The sequence below is a fragment of the Fulvivirga sp. M361 genome (genome assembly GCF_007097395.1).
Taxonomy (GTDB): domain Bacteria; phylum Bacteroidota; class Bacteroidia; order Cytophagales; family Cyclobacteriaceae; genus Fulvivirga.
Genome location: NZ_VKDC01000001.1, coordinates 60232 through 81232, shown reverse-complemented (window position 1 = coordinate 81232; position 21001 = coordinate 60232). Strand labels below are relative to the sequence as shown.

Below are 21001 nucleotides of genomic sequence, written 5' to 3'. Positions count from 1 at the left end.
AACCAACAATAACAAAATGGAAATAACAGACATTGACAGTTTTTTGAACTATTATGCCAGGATAAAAGAGCGTACGAGTAGATTATTTGAGTGTATTCCCGCTGAAAAAATGGAATGGACACCTAAAAAAGGAAAGTTTACCATTGGGGACATCATAAGGCATCTTGCGCTTACTGAGAGATTTATGTATGCAGAGAATGTTCAATTGAAGCCAAGTTTGTACACAGGGTGCGGAGAGGATTTTGCGAAGGGCTCTAAAGATATAATTGGCTTATATAGTGCGTTGCATATTGAAACGATTGAAATTCTGGCCCAACTGGAAAAGGAGGACCTGAACAAGAAATGTGAAACACCCGGTGGGTATAAAATAACCGTATGGAAATTGTTAAGGGCTATGGTTGAACACGAGATCCACCATAGAGGTGTTTTATATACTTACCTGGCCATGTTAGGGGTTAGTACACCTCCCATATTTGGATTAACTTCAGAAGAAGTGATACAAAAGTCAAAAGTATGAGACGGTGATCGTAAGGCTACTTTTTTACAATTCGAACAAAAAAGGTTTGTAGTTCAGCGTGTTTAACCGAAAGATATTCAATAGTTCCGACCTTTTCATTGCAACCTTTGACCTGTAAAGAGCATCCTTAAGAATAGCCCTTAAATCATAAAAACATGATACGTCCTATTCCTGCCTTAGGATTAATCACTCTTTTACTTGGAGGATGTGATAATGATCCAAATGCCCGCACTTATTTCAATGTGTCTGACTCCTCTAATGTGCATCAATTTCTGTCGAAGGATTCAACAAGCGTTTCAAAACATCTGACAAGTACGTGGAATTGGGCGTACACTCCTCCCTTGTTGTCCTGTTTAATTCTTCGGATCGAGAGCGTTCGGACGAGTACTTCAAATAAATGAACCCGCCAGATCCCCAACCTATGAAATGAGACATTCCTTGGGGTATTTTAACCGTGAGTGGAAAAGGTGATGGATGTTTTTACCAACGACCAAATTACCCGGATGCATGATGTGTTCAGCACCCATCCTCGCGAGAAGAAAAGCGTTGCTATCCGGTCCAGGGTTAAAAACGTCCTGGCGAACCCTGCCTGAGTGTTTTCGATCTCATCTCGCCAGAGTATCATTAGGTGTTGTAAGCGTATATTTCTGAAGTTTTTTGGCCCTAATTCAATAAATGTTTTAATTAATGGTGAAGTTAGGACCTGCAATAACGATTTAATGTGACTCGCCTGCCACACTGAAATGAAACAAGATTACATTTTGTTAGTGCTTACCCTGGTTTTGACCGGTTGCCATAACAAGCATCATGAAATTAATATGAATGATACGTATTTTGTGGACAAGGTTCCCGGTGATTTTCCCATAGCATTTAAACCTGAATTGGTACCAAAAGATGTATTGATCCATCGTGGTATTTTTTCGCCGGATATGAATGAATATTATTACACGATTTCAGATAAGAATTTTTCAGGTTTTGATGTCAAATGCATCAAAAAAATCAATGACAGCTGGTCTGAACCTCGAAATGCTTTTTTCAATACGGAATACAATGAACATGGAATGAGTTTTTCTGCAGATGGTAATACATTGTTTTTCAGTTCTACACGGCCTGTCAAAGATGAGGCCATACCTTCTACCTGGCACATTTGGAAATCTGAAAAACAGGATGGAAAATGGACAACCCCGGAATTTGTCGATTTTCCGAATTTAAAAGAGAAATTAGTTTCCCATCCTACAGTGACTAAAGATGGCACACTGTATTTTCATGCCAGTAATATCGATTATAGTGATATGGATATTTATTATTCTATGCTTGTTAATGGAAGGTATGAGGAGGCAAAAAAACTCAATATACCATTTTATGGAGATTTGATGAAGTGCACCCCCTACGTATCCCCTGAAGGTAATTATATCTTGTTTGCCCTGGTAAAGGAGTCCCTGGAGTTGAATATTTGTTATAAAAATGGTGAAAACAAATGGTCCGAACCGGTCAGGCTACCTGCACAGATCAATAGAAAAGGGCAAGGAAATCCATACATTACTCCCGATGAGCAGTTCCTGTTTTATGCGGAAGAACAACAGGGTGATACAGGAAGTTGGAGTATTAACTGGGTGTCTGCCAAAACATTTATCAAGGAGTAGGCCATGCTGATATACCAGCGGACAACTATGAAAAAGAATTTGAGAATTACAAACCAGGATACGACTGAACTAATGAATCCATACAATGGACTACTTAATGCCTTTGCTGACTTTTAAATGAGTGATAAATGAATAATGAATACTTAAGACATACCCTGGCTACGATCAATTACCGGTTTCAAAAATCTGTACGAAATGCTGAAGATAGCTTTGGTGGTTTCAGCCTTGGAAAAGGAAGTAGAAGTACCAATGAAATTATTCATCATATGTATGATGTATTAAGCGCTACCCGGTTTTTTATAGAAAGAGAGCAGAGAAAAAAGGGAACTCCTGAAAGATTAAGTCTTACCCTTGAAATCGAAAGATTTATTGCTGAACTAAAAACCCTGGACAAAACACTTTCCGATAAGGAGTTGGGTATTGACTATTCAAAAAGACTGCTTCAGGGACCATTTTCCGATATTTTAACACATATAGGACAGATCTCCATGCTTCAAAGGTTGAATGACGGGCCTATAGAAAGAGAAGACTTTTCTTCTGTGGATATAAAAACAGGAGTATTATAAGACCAATGATGCTTACCCCAGAGATAAAAAAGTATGTTGATCAAAGCGTTTTATGTTGGTTGGCCACCGCATCGAAAGACAATCTGCCCAATGTTTCTCCCAAGGAAATATTTACTTACTATGGACCAGATCGTATCATAGTTGCCAACATCGCCTCTCCCCAAACGGTAAAAAACATACAGCAGAATAGTAATGTATGTATCAGTTTTATTGATGTGTTGGTGCAAAAAGGGTCCCAAATAAAAGGGACAGCAGAGATCATAAAAGAGACGGATCCGGAATTTAAGGAAATGGAAAAAGTCCTTTTAAAGATGACCGGAGGCAAATTTCCATTTGCATCCATCACAGCGGTGTCAGTAAATAGTGTAAAACCAATCATAGCGCCACGATATGTCCTGTATCCCGATACAACGGTGGAACAACAAATTGAGAGGGCCAGAAAATCATATAACCTTTGAAATAACAGAAATAACGAAGATGAGCGAGATCATTGATTTGAGTCAGGAAATCTTTTCAGGGATGCCCGTATATAAAAGCCTTCCCGGGGTAACCATAGGTGTCCATAGTACCCATGAACAATGGGACGGTATTACTGACACTGATGAAGCTACGCCAAGTGTTTACAAGCTGGAAATGAGTGAACATACGGGCACCCATGTGGATGCACTAAACCATATGGGTAAAGCTTTTAAGGGACAATCCATTGATACCATGCCACTGGCTATGTTTTATACGGAGGGCATTTGCCTGGATTTTTCATATAAAGGGCTGAAAGAGCTGATTACGACATCAGAGATTGAAGCGGCATGTATTGAAGGCAAGGTCAATATAAAACGAGGAGATACAGTATTGCTTTATACTGACCATTATAGAAAGACATATGGTGGTGATGACTGGGGAAATGGTCCGGGCATTACGGTCGATGCAGCCCGTTGGCTGGGAGAACAGGGGATAGCTGCTTTTGGTGTTGAGACCATGTCACCCGGCGTTCCGGGTGTTTCAAACAAAGAAGTCCACCATGTTTGCGGAGAGTTGGGCTTCACACATTATGAAAATATGATCAATTTACATCTGTTAGTGGGGCGCGGGCGTTTTCGCTTTATAGCGTTGCCTTTAAAAATAAGAGGTGGAACCGGATCGCCCGTCAGGGCTGTGGCGATATTTGAAGATCAATAGGTGTGATGTAGTTTGTAGTTTATCAGATGTACGTGTGCGCATAGTAGCCAAACCTTCGCTATGATAATACCGTTTACCTCAACGCAATAACTCGTACAGCATGGAGCAAAGAGACCTGATAAAAGACGAAATAGAGCGATTGGGAAAAGCCCTGGGAAAGGTCCTGTCTGATTTCCTCAGATTAAAGTCTGAAGGTAAGGTAAACGAGGGAATAGAACTGGCAGACCGGCAATTGGTCAGTGAGGTGGATATTGACGTAGCTAAAATGCTTACACTTACCAAAGAACAACTACGCACTTTTTTGGAATACAGGAAATTTACGGCCCACCATTTAGAAGATCTTTCGGAGTATTTGGCCGAGATTGGACACAGCACTATAGAAAATGATCCGCATACTGCTACATTGAAGCTGGAAAAAGCGGTAGAATTACTGGAACTGGCGGATGAGATTACTAAAACAGTGTCGTTTGACAGAATGGATAAAATGGCCAGGATTGAGAGGTTATTGATGTGAGTTTTCCCGTGCTTCAGGTTGAATCTATTGAGGATACAGGGGGATCAGGCATTATTATATAATTTAAAAGAAAAAGTGAAATAATCTTGATCAGGGTAAGGAATGTATAAACCTGAGTTCGATATAAATGAAATAGCGTCATCCAAAAAACGTGATTTGCGAGCCTGCCTGGTAAGCCTCGGCAATCTCTTGAATTAGGATGCATTTTAAATTGTCGCATTTGTGTTTAGCGAGAGCCTGCAAAGGCATACAAATTCATGAGGTAGGTTGGCATATTGTACCATGGTTTATCTATCTACATTTGAAATGCAAAATTTCTTCTTCCAGTTTCATTCCGAATTAGTCTTTACCATGAAGAAAGTCGTACTTCAAGAAACTATTCGAATTTGTAAGGATGGCAAAGTTGCCTACGGCATGACTTAAATGAGCAGAATCGTTCTTAAAACCACGAAGTCATCCGTGGGAATCCTTGCAGCAAAGCAAGTCAAAGTCTATATTCATTAACGTGAAACCGTTTTTTGTGTATATCGTAACCCATCCGAAGAAAAAGGTATTGTACACCGGTATGACCAACGATTTAGCGTCAAGAATAATCGAACATTATTTAAATCGTGGTCATTCGAAAACTTTTGCCGGAAGGTATTTCTGTTATCACCTGATTTACTTCGAAGGGCATCACACTGAGATGGGTGCCATTGAAAGAGAAAAGGAAATTAAAAATTGGACTCGTGCTAAAAAAGAAGCGCTCATAGCTACTCAAAACCCTGATTGGTATTTTCTTAATAATGAAATAACGGATTGGCCGCCCCACCCTGATGTGACAGCTCGTTAATTAAAGGAAGTCATTGGTATGGATTTGCAGCAGGGTAAAGATGCCTACTGTAAAACTTAACATTCAGGTCGTTAAAGCATTCTCAGATGGCCTTCGCTGCTGAAAGGGTCCCTGCGGGATGACCTCCGGATTTTATATGCGCATTATAATGAGTTAGTCATTTCGTAGCAAAGCGAAGAAATCTTTGCCCCATAGCAAGTCCACCACATTCTTTCTAAATGGAAGATGTCTTCACTACGTTGCGACATGACTTCGTAAATGAAAACTAATTGCGACATTATGAAATACAACCCCTGAATGAGGGACTGCTGCCCTCCGTACGACTTCTGAAGGCGGGCGATGCTTTTTTCACCCTAAATCTCCGCCAATTGACGGACTCTCAGATCGTTCTCTTCTGTTTTTTTATACCAAATTCAGGTTGTAAGTTAGTATGAGCCGATTTTTCCTCAGATAACTGCACAATACATATTTCGGACTGGTTGATAAGTATCCAGGCAGATATAACAGATAGGTTTATAAAGAGTAATTTTGAAATTCAAACAACCACCCTGAAATAATAAATCGTTAACTTTCTTTAAAAAGTATCATGCACTCACCCTCTGATGACCTCCTTGAGATTGTTCATAAACTCCCTGAACTGGATAAAAAACTAATAGAACTCCTGGAAAACCTTTCACCGGAGGACTGGTCTAAACCTACCGTTGCAAAACTCTGGACGGTGAAAGATGTGGCGGCACATTTACTGGACGGTAATATTCGCATACTATCTTCTTTAAGAGACAAACACCAGGGAGAAGTGGTAAACATTCAATCTTACCAGGACCTGCTTGATTATTTGAATCAATTGAACGCAGATTGGGTAAAGGCCATGAAAAGAGTGAGTCCTGACATACTCATACTCATGTTAAAAATTACCGGCCCACTTTTCTGTGAATATTATGCTACACTAGATCCATACGACAAAGCAGCATATGCTGTGGCATGGGCAGGTGAAGAAGAAAGTAAAAACTGGATGCATATCGCACGGGAGTATACGGAAAAATTTCTTCATCAACAGCAGATAAGGGATGCGGTGGGTCTGATGGGATTGATGACAGATGCCTATTACCGTCCATTTTTAGACATTTGTATGCTGGCATTACCTTACACTTTCAAAGATGTGGATGCCAAAGAAAATGATACGGTAAAAGTGTCGGTCACAGGAGATGCCGGCGGTTCATGGATGGTACAATTTAAAAAGGGTCAATGGGAATTGATACGAGACCCTGCCTTGAGCAAATACAGCGCAGAAGTTACACTGGCACCCGAAGATGCATGGAAATTATTCTCAAAGAGCGTTAGACCGGACTACATTCTTCAAAATGTGACATTGGATGGAAACAGGGCATTTTCGGAACGTGTTCTGCAAATGGTTTCTTTTATGGCGTGATGTCTTTTGAACAGCTGTCGATTCAAATAGAGCCATTTACTATCTGGATCTCAGATGTTCTTTGAATATTTCCCGCAGCTTCAGTGATACAATTACCCGGTTCAGTACGGTTTTTTTACAGTTCAGCGTGTTCTGTTTTTCACACTATCTATTTCTGGCGAAATTCATGTCATGATTACATCACAACCCATGAAAAACAGAGTCGAACTGGGACTGATCGTTCTCGGGGTAGTTACGGCCATCGTAATTTTGCTCATACTCTGATACACACTGATCGAAGAATGCGTTAAATTCGCTTCATGCAGCTTAAAGAAACGCCTTCCGGTCAGGCCATCAGTGTAACCCACGAAAGGATCAAACCTTATATCCACCGTACTCCCATACTTACTAATACCTATATTGACCAATTAGCAGGTTGCAACATTCATTTTAAATGTGAGAATTTCCAGAAAGTAGGTGCATTTAAAGCCAGGGGAGGAGTGAACGCTATACTGTCACTATCTGAGGAAGAAGTTAAAAGGGGAGTGGCCACCCATTCTTCCGGCAATCATGCCCAGGCAGTGGCCTATGCCGCCGGTATCGTCGCTGCGAAAGCTTACATCGTTATGCCTGAATCTGCTACAGCCATCAAGAAAGCAGCGGTGGAGGATTATGGAGGTGAGGTGATCACCTGTGATTCCAGTCTTGAAGCCAGAGAGCTTACTTTGCAACGTGTGGTGGAAAAAACAGGAGCTGTATTTTTACATCCTTATAATGACTACCGTGTAATAGCCGGACAAGCGACTTGTGCCAAAGAATTATTAGAAGATCTTGAAATGACGCCTGATGTCATCCTGACTCCTGTAGGTGGCGGTGGTTTGCTGAGTGGTACAGCCTTGTCTGCTCATTATTTTTCTGATCATACTAAAGTTATAGGTACTGAACCTGAGGGAGCAGATGATGCCTGGAGGTCTTTTACTACCGGCCAACTAATTCCTCAGACAGCTCCGGATACCATTGCCGATGGACTCCGGACATCACTTGGAGAAAAACCATTCGGCATCATTCAAAAACATGTGTCTGATATTCTTCTGGTCAACGACAAAGAGATTGTGAGCGCTATGCGACTGGTTTGGGAAAGAATGAAGATCATTATAGAGCCTTCATGCGCTGTACCTGTGGCTGCCTTACTTAAAAACAGGGATCGGTTTGCCGGTCAACATGTTGCTATTGTGTTTTCCGGGGGTAACGTAGACCTCACAAATTTGCCTTTCAATTAATTCTAAGTATCTGAAATACAGACACTTGTGCATGTAAGATTCGCGTACTATTTATAATAAATAGTAAATAAAAACACCTTTAATTACTAAAAACACCCCCTAGTCTACTCCCGATAAGAATTATAGACTATTTCAGATTTAAAATCTTCGGATCCTGATATTTGATGATTTTATAGGATTATAGGGATACACTTATGCGCATGTCTACGCGAAAACACGTAGAAAGATTACGATTTATGACGTATTTATTCAGACCGTTACACTTCATACTTTTGAATAAAACTTATAAACATGGAAAAGCGGGGTAAGGACATGGTCGTAACAAAAGAAGGACTTCTTTGTGATAATCATTTTTTGAATTTTCCTATTTCAGGAATAGTGGATACCGGTTATCATATAGAAGAGGATTTCGAGACGATCAATCCCCTTTTTCTAACCTCATTTAATGAGCGATTAGTGTGCATTAAAATGTTGGACGGTAGACGACACTTTGAGACGTTGATTCTCAATTAAAATAAAGTACAAGTATTATTTTGATTAGATAACTTGTTATTGTTGGAGCGTGATGTTGAAAAGGCTAACCTGCTAAAGGTTAGCCTTTTGTGTATTACTTGCTTTTGAATTCATCAAACCTGGACTTCACCATTTGCCTGGGGAATACGTTATCCTCCGGATTCGTATCAGCCGTCTTTTCATTGGGGTCCAACATGATGTTGCTTACTTGTTTTTCAAAAGCGAATACCTTGGTAACTTCTTTTTCATTGTAACGCCATATTTCAGCAGGAATATGCTCCAATTGCTTGCTCCCATCAGTAAAGGTAAATTCTATAATGAGAGGTGATACCAGTCCACCTTCATTCTTAAATTTAAGCTGATAGAAATTTTTATCATCAAATTTGGCTGCAATGGCCTTATCATTAACTCTATTCTTGAATTCTCCGTAATAACGAGCCTCCGTGTCTGTGAGGGAAAATGGTTCCGGACCTGCACCAAAGTCTGAAGCTTTCTCACCTTTTGCTGTGGATGAGCTTAGATCACCCTGCTGTACATTTTTACCTTTGTTTTCAACGTCAGGTGTTTCCTTTCTCATTTTAAACCATTTTACCTCATCCAGGGCCACATCCACATGGTCCACGGTATAGAACCATCCTCTCCAAAACCAGTCAAGGTCCATACCTGAAGCGTCCTCCATTGTACGGAAGAAGTCTGCAGGTTTAGGGTGTTTGAACATCCAGCGGGTGGCATATTCTTTAAAAGCCTTGTCAAATAACTCAGGACCCATTACAGTTTCGCGAAGTAGTGTTAATGCGGCGGAGGGTTTTCCATAGGCATTATATCCAAATTGTTTTACTTGCTCGGAATTGGTCATAATGGGTCTGATCTTGGATTTTTCCATTTTCATATAGGGCAACATACCTTTTGGACTGCCCCATAGATGGTTCAGGTCCGGATACCTTTCTAACTTTGTCTCACGTTCAAGAAAGGTATTAAGTCCTTCGTCCATCCAGGTCCACTGACGTTCGTCGGAATTCACGATCATAGGAAAATAGTTATGACCTACTTCATGAACAATCACACTAACCATTCCGTCCACCAGGCGTCTGGTGACTTTACCATTTCTCGGACGTCCGTAGTTAAAGCATATCATAGGATATTCCATTCCCTGGTTAGCAGCGTGCACGGATATGGCTACCGGGTAGGGGTAATCAAATGTGCGGGCTGAATATACTTCCAGGGTATTTTTTATGGCTTTTGTAGATTCATCTGCCCAAAGTGGATTACCTTCTTTTGGATAAAAAGACATGGCCAGTGGGGTGGTAGTCGGAAGTTTCACCGCCTGTGCATCCCATATGTATTTTCTGGATGAGGTGAAAGCAAAATCCCTTACGTTGGTAGCTTTGAACTTCCATGTACTCTTCTTTTTTGACCTGGACTTTTCATTCTTTTCGGCCTCTTGCTGAGTGACAATAAATACGGGAGCATCAAATGTTTTTCTGGCTTTTTCAAAACGCTCGATCTGTGTTTTTGATAACACTTGCTTAGCATTTTGCAGCTCTCCGGTGGCCGCTACGATATGGTCGGCCGGCACAGTGATTTCTACTTCATAATTACCAAAAACCAAAGCAAACTCACCCCGACCTATAAATTGCTTATTTTGCCATCCTTCATAGTCATCATAAACCGCCATACGAGGAAACCACTGCGTACATGTGTAAGCATAATTGCCGTCCTCAGGAAAATATTCATAGCCTCCACGTCCACTGATCTGCATCCGATCATACATATTGTAAGACCATTCTATGGTAAAGGATACCTGTTGTCCCGGGTCCAGTGGCTTTGGCAGATCAATCCTCATCATGGTACGGTTAATAGTATGGGGTAGCGCCTTGCCTTGACTGTCAGCCACTTTTGTTATCTTGTAGCCACCGTCATAATCGAGTTCACCCAGTTGTGATTCAAAAAATTTAGCAGGGACTGAGTCCTGAATTGCACTGTTACCGGTTTGATCATTCAAATTACCTTTTGCTCGTACATTTTGATCTAATTGCACCCATAAATACCTTAACTGATCGGGAGACTGATTATAATAGGTGATGGTCTCGTTACCTGTTAATACCTGTGTATTATCATTGATCTCTACTTCTATGTTGTAATCAGCTCTTTGCTGCCAATAGTTCACACCCGGTGCACCCGAGCCGGTGCGATAAGAATTGGGTGAAGGCAACGTGTTTCCTAACTGTTCAAACTTTCCTCCCCATTGTTGCGAAAAACTGGTCTGGGAAAAAAAGATGAGCAAAAAGGAAGCGGACAAGATTTTTTTCATTGAATTACATTTTAAGATAATTACTAATCTAATAACTTATCTACTGGGGGTAACTCTTTATTACATAAAGCCACTTACAGCTATGCTAATGGTTATTAGGCACAGCGAAAGTAAAAAGGGAACCCTACACGAGTTCCCTTTTTCTTAACGGGCGGACACAAAAAATAGTGTCTCTTTAATTGTATTATAGATTTATCAGATGGCTTAGCGGGCCACCGGATCGCTTATTTTCCAGATTTCTTTTTGAACTGGTCAAATTTTGAGTCCCCTTTTTTTCGTGGAAACACATTGTCATCCTCGTTCGTATCTGCGGTCTCTTTGTTAGGATCAAAGACTATATTGGTAACTTCTTTGTCAAAGGCGAAAACTTTGGTAACCTCTTTTTCATTGAGCCTCCATATCTCGGCAGGTATTTTTTCCACTTGCGTACTACCGTCTTTAAAGGTAAATTCTACAATAACAGGAGTTACTAATCCACCCTTGTTTTCAAATTTCACCTGGTAGAAATTTTTGTTTTCAAATTTTGCCATAATAGCCTTATCGTCCACCCTGTTTTTAAACTCACCGTAGTACCTGGGGTCAGTGTCTACCAATGAGAAGGGTTCTGGACCGTTGCTAAAATCCATCATTTCATTGTTTTCCGAACTGGCACTCAGATCTCCTTTTTTGGTTTTTTTACCCTTGTTCTCAATACTGAGTTCTTCTGATCGCATTTTGAACCATTTCACCTCTTCGATACCCACATCCACATGGTCTACAGTGTAAAACCATCCTTTCCAAAACCAATCCAGGTCTACAGCAGATGCATCTTCCATGGTACGGAAAAAGTCAGCTGGTTTTGGGTGTTTAAATGCCCAACGCCGCGCGTATTCTTTAAATGCTTTATCGAAAAGTTCAGGGCCCATTACGGTTTCTCTTAGAATATTGAGCGCTGCTGCTGGTTTGGCATAAGCGTTCCAACCAAACTGCATGATCTGCTCGGAATTGGTCATGATAGGACGGATCTGGTCTCTTTGCATTTTCATGTAAGGCACAATTAAAGGTGCGGGGCCCCTGCGTGACGGGAAGTTTTCATAATTCTCTTTCTCCGTTCGGTATTGGATGTATGTGTTCAGGCCTTCATCCATCCAGGTCCACTGACGCTCATCCGAGTTGATGATCATAGGGAAGAAATTATGGCCTACTTCATGTATGATCACACCGATCATTCTGTATTTAGTACGGTTAGAATAGGTGCCGTCTTCGTTAGGCCGTCCAAAGTTGAAACAGATCATAGGGTACTCCATTCCGATGCTGGCAGCATGAACGGAGATAGCTTTCGGGTACGGGTAATCAATGGTATATTTAGAATAGACTTCCAGTGTGTTTTTCACTGCTTTGGTAGACTCCTCTTCCCAAAGTGGGTTTCCTTCTTTAGGATAATATGACATTGCCATGGGAGTGGTAGTACCTAATTTAACCGCTTGTGCATCCCAAATAAACTTTCTTGAAGATGCAAATGCAAAATCTCTTACCTGTTCGGCATGATAAACCCAGGTTTTAAGTTGATCGGATTTTGACTTTTCTCTTTCTATTGCTTCCTCTTGTGTAGCAATGATCACTGGCTTATCAAATGTTTTTCGAGCTGTAGCCAGTCGTTCTTGTTGTGTTTTAGTGAGTACATCTTTCGGGTTCTGAAGGGTGCCTGTAGAAGCTACAATGTGATCTGCCGGTACGGTAATTTTTACTTTAAAGTCTCCAAAAGAAAGTGCAAACTCACCCCTGCCAAGGAATTGCTTATTTTGCCATCCTTCATAGTCATCATAAACCGCCATTCTTGGATAGAACTGGGCTATAGTATATAAATAATTGTCATCCTTTGGGAAATATTCCATTCCTCCCCGGCCTCCCAATTCCATTCGGTCATTGATATTAAAGGACCATTCTATACCGAATTGTACGTTTTCACCTGTTTTTAAAGGTTTCTCCAGGTCTATGCGCATCATAGTTTTGTTGATCACATAAGGAAGCGCTTTGCCAGTGGCATCTGTAACGGATTTGATTTTGAAGCCGCCGTCGTAATCTGTAACGCCCAGTGCCTGGGCGGCGGCTTTAGCGGGTAGTGAATCCCTTAAGGCAGTGGACTGTGTTTTTAGGGTGTTAGTTTCTTTTTCCCTTACGTTTTGGTCAAGTTGTACCCATAAATAGCTCAGTGCGTCCGGAGCATTATTGAAATAGGTGATGGTTTCTTTTCCTGAAAGGCTCTGCTTTTTATCGTCAAGCACAATTTCCATGTCATAATCAGCCTTTTGCTGCCAGTACGCCCTTCCCGGGGCACCACTACCGGTACGGTATTCATTGGGAGTAGGCAGATCCGTTCCCAGTTGCTCGAATTTGCCTTGCCATTGCGTTTCCTGGGCTATTGCTACATAAGCAGCAAATGAGGCTATTAAGATTAGGATGTTCTTCTTCATAATTTGTGGACAGTTACCAATATTTATTTTCTAACATAATTGTGAGAGCGATACCTCCCACCGCGGATGAAATGATCATCTTCCAGTCTCTCCGACCTAATCCAAAGAGGTCTACAGTGATAAATGACATGACCATAAACAGGGTCACAATAATTATTTGGCCAATTTCCAGGCCAACGTTGAAAGCCAATAACTGGGTAAAAATGCTTTGATCTTTGCCGAGAATACCCCTTAAGAAAGAAGAAAATCCAAGGCCATGTACCAATCCGAAAACGACAGCCAGTACATAATTGATCTGGACTTTACCTCTGCTTAAGTTTTTTTCTTTACGCACTAGGTTAGAAAGGGATGTGATTAAAATGGTGGTAGGTATTAGAAATTCAATCACTTCAGTTTTAAAACTGATAAGCTGCAACGTTGCTAATGCCAGTGTGATAGAATGACCAATAGTGAAAGCAGTAACTAATACTAGAACCTTTTTCCAATCTCTTGGTACATATATTGCGCATAAGGCAATGACGAATAATATGTGATCATACCCTTTTGGATCAAGGATATGTTCTAAACCAAGTTGGAAATACAAACTGAACTCTGACATATGTCATGAACTTTTTAAAGTCCACAATTATAATGTATAATTTTGACCTAGAGCTTAAGATATTATATCAATGTTAAGGTTTTTGATTTTAGTGGTTTACCCTTGTTTATTCACCCATCCATTGCATGTTAGTGTTTGTGAGATCGAGTACGACCAGGAGTCAGCCACTTTGGAAATTGTACAAAGGGTCTTTATTGATGATCTGGAGATGGAGATCAGTAACGATAGAAATGATCGCAATTTAGATCTTTTTGAGCCATCCAATGGCCTTACAACAGATCAGATGGTAAGCGACTACCTGATGAAAAGATTATCTTTTGAGGTGAATGGTAAGCCGGTCTCATTCAATTATTTGGGATATGAAGAGGAATGGCCGGCATTGTTCTGCTATGTTGAAATACCCGAAGTGGAATCATTAAGTTCGCTGAAAGTAAGAAATGAAATATTGACCAATGTTTACAATGACCAGATAAATATTGTACACATTAATGCGAATAAAAAAAAGAACAGCATGAAACTTGTGCCGGGCAAGGTTCAGGATGAACTCAAATACTAAATCACCATACGCTCAAAGGCCTGTGATTAACTGTCTGAGAAGAGCTACATGGTATGATGGTACTGCTTAATTAGACCACTCATGAAAAATAGTTTTAGCTCAAAAAATGTGTTTTTGACGTTTAAATGCACCTTTTTATGGGAGGTTTGGGTGTTTTGAACCTCAAAATCATTGGTATTATACCATTTTCGAGGTTTTTGTTTTCTATCACGGTCTGATTTGCAATAAGCGACTGAGCAATATCATTTTTCAAGTGTATTTGTAATATGATGATAATCAATAAATTGTGCGCTGTATTGCCAGTGGCCCAGTGACCAGCACCCAGAAACAAACCTTGAAAATGGAATTTTCGAGAGAGCCCTAATTACTGTCTTAAGAGTGTGGTGACCGGAAGTCTGGATATAACTGAAAAAGATTAGCGCTATAATTCATCCAGCAGTCGTGAAGCGCGCTTACTGTAACTTCCGCCGCTTGTTTTGATTTCTTCCAGAACTGTTTTTAGTTTTTCACTATCTTCTTTGGTTAAATAGGCCAGGGCCTTATACCACTGGGCGGGCTCAGAAAAACGGGAGGTTTCCGGCACGTTACCCAGTGAACTTATGGCGAGATCAATCTGACCCGTTGCCAGATAGGCCTGACCCAGGTAAAAATGAGAAGTGTCCGAATGATCCTGTTTTCTTAGCTCTGCTATTACTTCATGATATTTTCCACGCTCATAAGCCTGGTATATGTCTTCAATAGAAGCAGAAGACCTGTCCACAGGATTGATAATATTTGGGTAAGGTTCATACAGGTAAGTGTAAATACCTTGATAATCCACAGGTCGTATCACAGACCAGATTAAAAAACCCGTTACAGCAATAACAGCCACTGCAGCGGCCACTTTCCAAAAAAAAGGAGTAGTAGCTTTTTTACTACCTGATCTTAGTATTTCTTCTCTTTTTTGGAGCTTCTCTTTGAGCCCCGTTGACCCTGCCTGAGTGATGCCTTCATAGATTATTTGGTAGGTATTGAACTCCTCGTTTAATGCTCTATCACCCTCTAATTTCTGAATAAAAGCTGTACGCTCTTCATCGGTCATATGGCCTAAAAGATACCGGTCAAACAATTCTTCATGTTCGTCAAGTTGATCCATTAGTTCACTATATTTCGTCCTGATTGTATCGTTCTAACACCAGTTTTTTCAGATGTTTAAAGCACCTTAATTTTTGTGATTTAACTACATGCTCATTTTTGTATCCCAAACGAGAGGCAATGGCGTCCATGGCAAAACGATCAAAGTAAAATAGCGTTAAAATTGATTTGCAGGGGTCACCCATTTCATTTAACAATTCTGCTATTACTTTTTGTTGTTCTGTTTTTTCAAAAAGGTCCTCCGTTACCAATCCGCTGTTTATTTCTAACAACTCGTCGTTAACAATCATTTTGGCGTCCTTTTTAAGCTTTTTCAAGGCAATGTTTTTACCGATCGCAAATAAATACGTTTTTAATGTACTGGAAAGTTCCGTTAAACGTCCATTTCTCACATTATAATATAGGGCTACTACACTTTCCTGAAAAATGTCCGCTGCTTCATCTTCATCAGCGCTGAAACCGGACATGCACCATTGAAAGAATTCCCCCCTATAGGTTTCGTAAATGCTGATCAAAGCGCTTTCATCTCCTTTTTTCAGCCTTTCAAAAAAATCACTTCCTGACTTCTCCAATCGTAATTCGTGCTTTATACACTTAAATATAAATAGGTAAACATGGGCAAGATAATGAGGCCAAAAGTAACTGCCAAAAGATTATTATCAGAGTTACAGCTTCCTGGTAACTAAATACCCTCAAAGGTGGATCGAGTAACCGGCCACTACCACAGCTGACCCAGGTCGCTGAAATAAAAAATCATAACAAAGTTTACAATTAAAAAAATGAGGGCATTAAGGCCAAATTAACCAAAAACACAATCACATATGAAGATTAAATTTTTAACAACTACTCTCATTATCTCATTTGTTGCCTTTGGAGGTCTTTGCGCTCAGGATATCACGGTGGGGGGCGGGTTTGCCTATGGAACGGAAATAGAAAATATAGGCTTGCACCTGGACGGGCAGTATTTTATAAAAGAAAATCTGGCTATTGCTCCTTCTTTTTATTATTACTTTCCAAAGGAAGTGGTTCCTGGCTTTGACCTTAAATGGTTTGAGTTCAATGCAAACGTGAACTACTATTTTGAACTCGACAGCGAGGTACGCCCCTATGCACTGGGAGGACTGAATTTCGCATTTCTCACAGTACCCTCTGTTTCTTTCCTGGGCTTTGAAACTGAAAAAGAGACTTCTACGGAAGTGGGCCTGAATATAGGGGCCGGTGCAGACTTTCCATTGGGCGGTTCCGTCACTCCATTTGGAGAGTTACGCTATATTATTGGCGATGCAGACCAGCTGGCCATAGCTGCCGGAGTAAGGTTTGATATCAACTGATCTTTTTACTACAAAAACTAACTCTTTATCACGGTTTGATAACGTGCTGATGGATGGTATAACAAACCATAAAAGGATCGGGACAGAAGGTAGAACAGACCCTTTATTACGACTGGATCTTCAGGGCGTATCAAGCCAAACTAACTTTTAAAATTATGAAACACATGAAAATAATATCCATTGCTTTTAACCTGGCCCTAATGGCAGGACTGGTGACTTTTTCCGGTTGTGGGGATGATGACGAGCCTTCGACACCTGGTGTCACCGTTAATGCTGGTGCGGACCAAACCGTTACGCTGGGTGAAACAGTAAGCCTTGATGGAACAGCCACTGATGCGGCGGGTGGGTCAATCATTTATTTGTGGGAAATTACGGTCAGACCTGCAGGAAGTGTAACGATCATCGCATCTCCATTGTTAGAAGATCCTACTTTTATACCAGATGCTATTGGCGAATACACCATTAGACTAACGGCTACCAACGACGCCGGATCTCAGGCTTCAGATGAAGTTATTGTTACGGTAGAACAGGGTATGGCCCCGGAGGAAATAGGGGGCACTATAAGCACAAACACCACATTGGTAAATCGTATTGCCAGCCCGCTGCTACCGGATTATATAGCCTCTTCAGATGTGCTGGTAAATGCCGTATTAACCATTCAGCCAGGTGTTCGTATCGTTTTTGCAGATGATGAAGGATTGTCCGTCAGTCCCAGTGGATCTCTTGTAGCCGTTGGTACGTCTGCAGAGGGTATTGTTTTCACAGGAGTACAATCGACTAAAGGGTTCTGGAAAGGGATAGAATTAGAATCAAATGCAGCCCAAAACGAAATGACCTATTGTACTGTAGAGTTTGGGGGTAGTTCCGGATTTGATGGCGCAAACTTATTGTCCAATTTGATGGTTCAACAGTCCGGAAAAGTTAAAATAACCAATTCGGACTTTACAAATGGCTCCGGATATGGTTTGTACACCAGAAGTTTGGAATCGGCCCTTCCAGATTTTGCCAACAATACCTTTACGGCAAATGAGGCCCCTGTTATGACCAGGATCAACCACTATCATTACTTTGACGCAGGTTCTGACTATACAGGCAATGCGGATGATTATATTGATTCTTATTGGTCGAATCAAAATACTTCTGAAAATGTGATGTGGAACGCACTGAATGTGCCTTACCGAATGGCTAATAATGTTGAACAAATTGAGTCCGATATTGCCATAGCTGCGGGAGCTGAGTTCTTAGGCCAAACGAATGGAGGAATAGAAGTAGTAGCGGGAGGTTCACTTAAAGCTGTGGGTACAGCTGTCAACACCATTGACTTTTCAGGAGAGCAGAACGTTCGCGGTTATTGGAAAGGCATTGTTTTCGAGTCAAATACCACTGACAATGAGTTGACCTATGTAAATATCTCTAATGGAGGCGAAGAAGGGTTTGACGGCGCAAATTTGAAAAGCAATATAATGGTGGATAATTCCGGTCGAGTTAAGGTCACCAACACTACTTCTACCATGAGCGGAGGATACGGACTTTATACAAGAACCTTAGAAGCCAGCTTACCGGAGTTTGCAGACAATACCTTCACGAATAATGTGGCTCCTGTCATGACAAGGATAAACCATTATCATTATTTTGATGGGAATTCTTCTTACACGGGTAACGATGATGATTATATTGACAGTTACTGGTCTAATAGTGATGTTACCACTAATGTGACCTGGAATGCATTGAACGTACCTTACCGTATGGCGAACAACGTGGAAGATATTGACGCAGATGTGACAGTAGAAGCCGGAACCAATTTTATAGGTCAGCCTAACGGGGGTATTCGGGTAACTGCTAACGGGTCACTCAATGCAGATGGTACTGCTTCCGCACCCATTACATTTGCCGGTGAACAGGATGTAGTGGGCTACTGGAAAGGGTTGCGATTTTTGTCTAACAATGCGAGTAATGTACTTGATAACGTGGTGGTCTCCAATGGAGGTGAAGAAGGGTTCGACGGTGCAAACAGAAAAGCGAATATTGAAATTGCCAATGGAGGACTCCTCACCATTACCAATAGCGAATTAAGTAAAAGTGGCGGTAATGGTATCCGGGTACAAAGTGGCGGTAATCTTACACAATCAGGCTTGACTTTTACAGGTAATGCCGCAATGGATATTTTGACAGACTGATATCCTAAATAAAAACTATTTGCTGATACAGATTGAAATAGCCTGAAAGATGTGTATTCAGCTATTTCAATCTGTATTTTTTTAATTGCTCTCATTGAGCTTAAAATATTAATGGATATACCGGGTGGATGACGGTGACCTTTTTCTTTACTCAGACATTGGGTTCTTTTAGCCTGAAACGTTGAAAAACATCCCAGTCCTTACCGTTATGTTTAAGCAGAGAAAATGACTCAGCAGTAAATACTTCTTTGTATACTTTGCTGCGAAACTCTTCCCAGGCCTCCAAAAAGCGAGGTTTGCGCAGGTCACGGAAAGCCACGGTAAGATGGGGGTGAAATACCTGGTCTTTGTAGTTCACGTTGTGGATATTGAGCGTTTGCTTCATCATTTGTCCGACGGAATGTTGCAGGTGTACCAGTGCATCCTCCCTTACTACATCCAGGTAGATCACTTTGGGAGGAAAGGCACCAAAGCCGTTGATCTTAACATCGAAAGGCTGAATGTCAGAAGAGAGCGTTTCGAGGGCATGGATCAATTTTTTCTCTTTCTCTTGTTTGTATCGAAAGGGCATGTGTAAGGTGATGTGAGGTGGTGACCTCAATGCCGCTCTACTATTATAAACATCTGCAAAATACGTTTTGAGTTCTTGTGCATAGGTAAATACCGGTGCCGGTGGTATGATAGCAATGAAATACAAGTGAATAACAGGCTGGTTTGTTGAATGCATGATTTCAAGGATAACCATTCTTATTCATTCATACCAGTTTTTTAATTTAGGGAGAATGATCCGGGGTTAATGTAAGAGGATAAGACTTCGACCTATTATATGTTTGTATTTCACCCTGGCTATTATTTATTCTTATCATCAACATGCAATCTTTCATAAATTATCTATTACAATTTACCGAAGTGCCCGAATCGTCCCTTCACGCGCTTTTGAAACTTTTTAAACCGATTCATTTAAAGAAAAATGAATTGTACGCCCGTTCCGGGCAAGAGGCCAGGAAGCTGGCTTTTATCGAAAGCGGCCTGATGAGGGCGTATTATCAAAACCATGAGGGAGAAGAGTTTAATAAGATCTTTTTCACAACGCCATCCATTGTAGGGGCATATACTTCGCTTATCACTAAAGAAAAAAACAACATCAATATAGAGTGTCTTACCGACTGTGGCCTGTTAGACGCGGACTTTCAAAGTATTCTTGACCTATACGAAGAACATCCCAAAATTGAACGGCTGAACCGGACCATGGCGGAGGACTTTTTTGTAAAAAAAGAAAAAAGAGAAATCTCACTGGTGATGAATGATGCTTCTGAACGTTACGCCTTGTTTCAAAAAGAACATCCTGGCCTGGAAAACCAAATAACGCAATACCAGGTTGCCTCTTATTTAGGCATAACACCCACACAACTTAGCCGGATAAGGGCTAAAAAGCAGTAATTCATTTCTTTACATATGTAAATGTTTATCTTCTGAGGTTGCTTCACCTTTGTTATCGTAATCAAAATTTACGACTATGAACGAGATCAAGGAAAATGAATCGCAACATGAGGAAAAACACCCTGTGACCGGAGGCTTGACGGCTGCCAAACCATCTAACGCATTTATCGGTGCTTCCTGGGTAGCTTTGATTGCAGGCATTACAGCCTATTTCATCGGGCTTTGGAATGCCGATATGCTTCTCAGTGAAAAAGGATATTACTTCACCATTATGCTGTTTGGGTTATTTGCAGTGGTATCGGTACAAAAAAGTGTGCGGGATAAGCTGGAAGGAATACCGGTAACGGAAGTGTATTACGGGCTCAGTTGGTTTTCTACTATCACGGCCATCGTGTTACTGATCATAGGCTTGTGGAATGCACACCTTTCATTGAGTGAAAAAGGCTTTTATAGCATGTCCTATATTCTGAGTATGTTTTCGGCCATCGCGGTGCAAAAGAATGTAAGAGATATGAAACTCGCTGAAAAATAAGAAGTCGGAAAAGTCTTGGT

At 40.9% G+C, this 21001-nt stretch carries 21 protein-coding genes; 15 read left to right on the top strand and 6 right to left on the bottom strand.

Annotation, left to right across the window (positions count from 1 at the left end; genetic code table 11):
- The first annotated feature begins 16 nt into the window (after nucleotides 1-16).
- The 10 genes from FNH22_RS00365 (at nucleotide 17) to FNH22_RS00320 (ending at nucleotide 8449) form a co-directional block, all read left to right on the top strand.
- Nucleotides 17-517 (top strand): DinB family protein, encoded by a 501-nt coding sequence (locus tag FNH22_RS00365; RefSeq protein WP_143396301.1) that lies wholly within the window; start codon nucleotides 17-19, stop codon nucleotides 515-517.
- Between the two features lie 743 nt (nucleotides 518-1260).
- A complete protein-coding gene (locus FNH22_RS00360; RefSeq protein WP_143396300.1) occupies nucleotides 1261-2160 on the top strand; it encodes a PD40 domain-containing protein in 900 nt (299 codons plus the stop codon).
- Nucleotides 2161-2288: 128 nt separating this feature from the next.
- Nucleotides 2289-2726: a hypothetical protein gene (locus tag FNH22_RS00355; protein WP_143396299.1), complete on the top strand. Its 438-nt coding sequence runs from the start codon at nucleotides 2289-2291 to the stop codon at nucleotides 2724-2726.
- A gap of 5 nt (nucleotides 2727-2731) precedes the next feature.
- Nucleotides 2732-3184 carry a pyridoxamine 5'-phosphate oxidase family protein gene (locus FNH22_RS00350; RefSeq protein WP_143396298.1) on the top strand — a complete coding sequence of 151 codons (453 nt, stop codon included), beginning with the start codon at nucleotides 2732-2734 and terminating at the stop codon, nucleotides 3182-3184.
- Nucleotides 3185-3203: 19 nt separating this feature from the next.
- A complete protein-coding gene (locus FNH22_RS00345) occupies nucleotides 3204-3902 on the top strand; it encodes a cyclase family protein (protein ID WP_143396297.1) in 699 nt (232 codons plus the stop codon).
- 100 nt (nucleotides 3903-4002) lie between these two features.
- Nucleotides 4003-4416 (top strand): hypothetical protein, encoded by a 414-nt coding sequence (locus FNH22_RS00340; protein ID WP_143396296.1) that lies wholly within the window; start codon nucleotides 4003-4005, stop codon nucleotides 4414-4416.
- Nucleotides 4417-4921: 505 nt separating this feature from the next.
- On the top strand, nucleotides 4922-5248 hold the full coding sequence (locus tag FNH22_RS00335) for a GIY-YIG nuclease family protein (RefSeq protein WP_370513156.1): 327 nt from the start codon (nucleotides 4922-4924) through the stop codon (nucleotides 5246-5248).
- 586 nt (nucleotides 5249-5834) lie between these two features.
- Nucleotides 5835-6677, top strand: coding sequence for a maleylpyruvate isomerase N-terminal domain-containing protein (locus FNH22_RS00330; RefSeq protein ID WP_143396295.1), 843 nt, complete (start codon nucleotides 5835-5837; stop codon nucleotides 6675-6677).
- Nucleotides 6678-6976: 299 nt separating this feature from the next.
- Nucleotides 6977-7936 (top strand): threonine/serine dehydratase, encoded by a 960-nt coding sequence (locus FNH22_RS00325; protein ID WP_143396294.1) that lies wholly within the window; start codon nucleotides 6977-6979, stop codon nucleotides 7934-7936.
- A gap of 291 nt (nucleotides 7937-8227) precedes the next feature.
- Nucleotides 8228-8449, top strand: a complete 222-nt coding sequence (locus tag FNH22_RS00320) for a hypothetical protein (RefSeq protein ID WP_143396293.1) — start codon at nucleotides 8228-8230, stop codon at nucleotides 8447-8449.
- A 94-nt stretch (nucleotides 8450-8543) separates the two neighbouring features.
- On the opposite strand, the gene FNH22_RS00315 is transcribed toward FNH22_RS00320, so the two are convergent.
- The 3 genes from FNH22_RS00315 to FNH22_RS00305 all read right to left on the bottom strand — a co-directional run bounded on the left by FNH22_RS00315 (nucleotide 8544) and on the right by FNH22_RS00305 (nucleotide 13811).
- Nucleotides 8544-10760: a M1 family metallopeptidase gene (locus FNH22_RS00315; RefSeq protein ID WP_143396292.1), complete on the bottom strand. Its 2217-nt coding sequence runs from the start codon at nucleotides 10758-10760 to the stop codon at nucleotides 8544-8546.
- A 224-nt stretch (nucleotides 10761-10984) separates the two neighbouring features.
- Entirely contained in the window at nucleotides 10985-13213 is a 2229-nt protein-coding gene (locus FNH22_RS00310) for a M1 family metallopeptidase (RefSeq protein WP_143396291.1), read from the bottom strand.
- Between the two features lie 13 nt (nucleotides 13214-13226).
- On the bottom strand, nucleotides 13227-13811 hold the full coding sequence (locus FNH22_RS00305) for a HupE/UreJ family protein (RefSeq protein WP_143396290.1): 585 nt from the start codon (nucleotides 13809-13811) through the stop codon (nucleotides 13227-13229).
- 70 nt (nucleotides 13812-13881) lie between these two features.
- On the opposite strand from FNH22_RS00305, the gene FNH22_RS00300 reads away from it, so the two are divergent.
- Complete coding sequence (locus tag FNH22_RS00300; RefSeq protein WP_143396289.1) at nucleotides 13882-14367, top strand: DUF6702 family protein; 486 nt, start codon at nucleotides 13882-13884, stop codon at nucleotides 14365-14367.
- Nucleotides 14368-14788: 421 nt separating this feature from the next.
- Here FNH22_RS00300 and FNH22_RS00295 read toward each other — a convergent pair whose 3' ends face one another.
- Together FNH22_RS00295 and FNH22_RS00290 are read right to left on the bottom strand one after the other, a co-directional pair.
- Nucleotides 14789-15502, bottom strand: coding sequence for a tol-pal system YbgF family protein (locus FNH22_RS00295; protein WP_143396288.1), 714 nt, complete (start codon nucleotides 15500-15502; stop codon nucleotides 14789-14791).
- 7 nt (nucleotides 15503-15509) lie between these two features.
- Nucleotides 15510-16073 carry an RNA polymerase sigma factor gene (locus FNH22_RS00290; RefSeq protein WP_185154017.1) on the bottom strand — a complete coding sequence of 188 codons (564 nt, stop codon included), beginning with the start codon at nucleotides 16071-16073 and terminating at the stop codon, nucleotides 15510-15512.
- Nucleotides 16074-16322: 249 nt separating this feature from the next.
- On the opposite strand from FNH22_RS00290, the gene FNH22_RS00285 reads away from it, so the two are divergent.
- Together FNH22_RS00285 and FNH22_RS00280 are read left to right on the top strand one after the other, a co-directional pair.
- The gene (locus FNH22_RS00285; RefSeq protein WP_143396286.1) at nucleotides 16323-16832 is read left to right on the top strand and encodes an outer membrane protein; all 510 of its coding nucleotides are present in this window, start codon (nucleotides 16323-16325) and stop codon (nucleotides 16830-16832) included.
- A 164-nt stretch (nucleotides 16833-16996) separates the two neighbouring features.
- Nucleotides 16997-19009, top strand: a complete 2013-nt coding sequence (locus tag FNH22_RS00280; RefSeq protein ID WP_143396285.1) for a PKD domain-containing protein — start codon at nucleotides 16997-16999, stop codon at nucleotides 19007-19009.
- Between the two features lie 151 nt (nucleotides 19010-19160).
- On the opposite strand, the gene FNH22_RS00275 is transcribed toward FNH22_RS00280, so the two are convergent.
- Nucleotides 19161-19736, bottom strand: coding sequence for a 2'-5' RNA ligase family protein (locus FNH22_RS00275; protein ID WP_185154016.1), 576 nt, complete (start codon nucleotides 19734-19736; stop codon nucleotides 19161-19163).
- Between the two features lie 143 nt (nucleotides 19737-19879).
- On the opposite strand from FNH22_RS00275, the gene FNH22_RS00270 reads away from it, so the two are divergent.
- Together FNH22_RS00270 and yiaA are read left to right on the top strand one after the other, a co-directional pair.
- The gene (locus FNH22_RS00270) at nucleotides 19880-20449 is read left to right on the top strand and encodes a Crp/Fnr family transcriptional regulator (protein ID WP_143396283.1); all 570 of its coding nucleotides are present in this window, start codon (nucleotides 19880-19882) and stop codon (nucleotides 20447-20449) included.
- 76 nt (nucleotides 20450-20525) lie between these two features.
- A complete protein-coding gene (yiaA, locus tag FNH22_RS00265) occupies nucleotides 20526-20981 on the top strand; it encodes an inner membrane protein YiaA (RefSeq protein WP_143396282.1) in 456 nt (151 codons plus the stop codon).
- The last annotated feature ends 20 nt before the right edge of the window (nucleotides 20982-21001 follow it).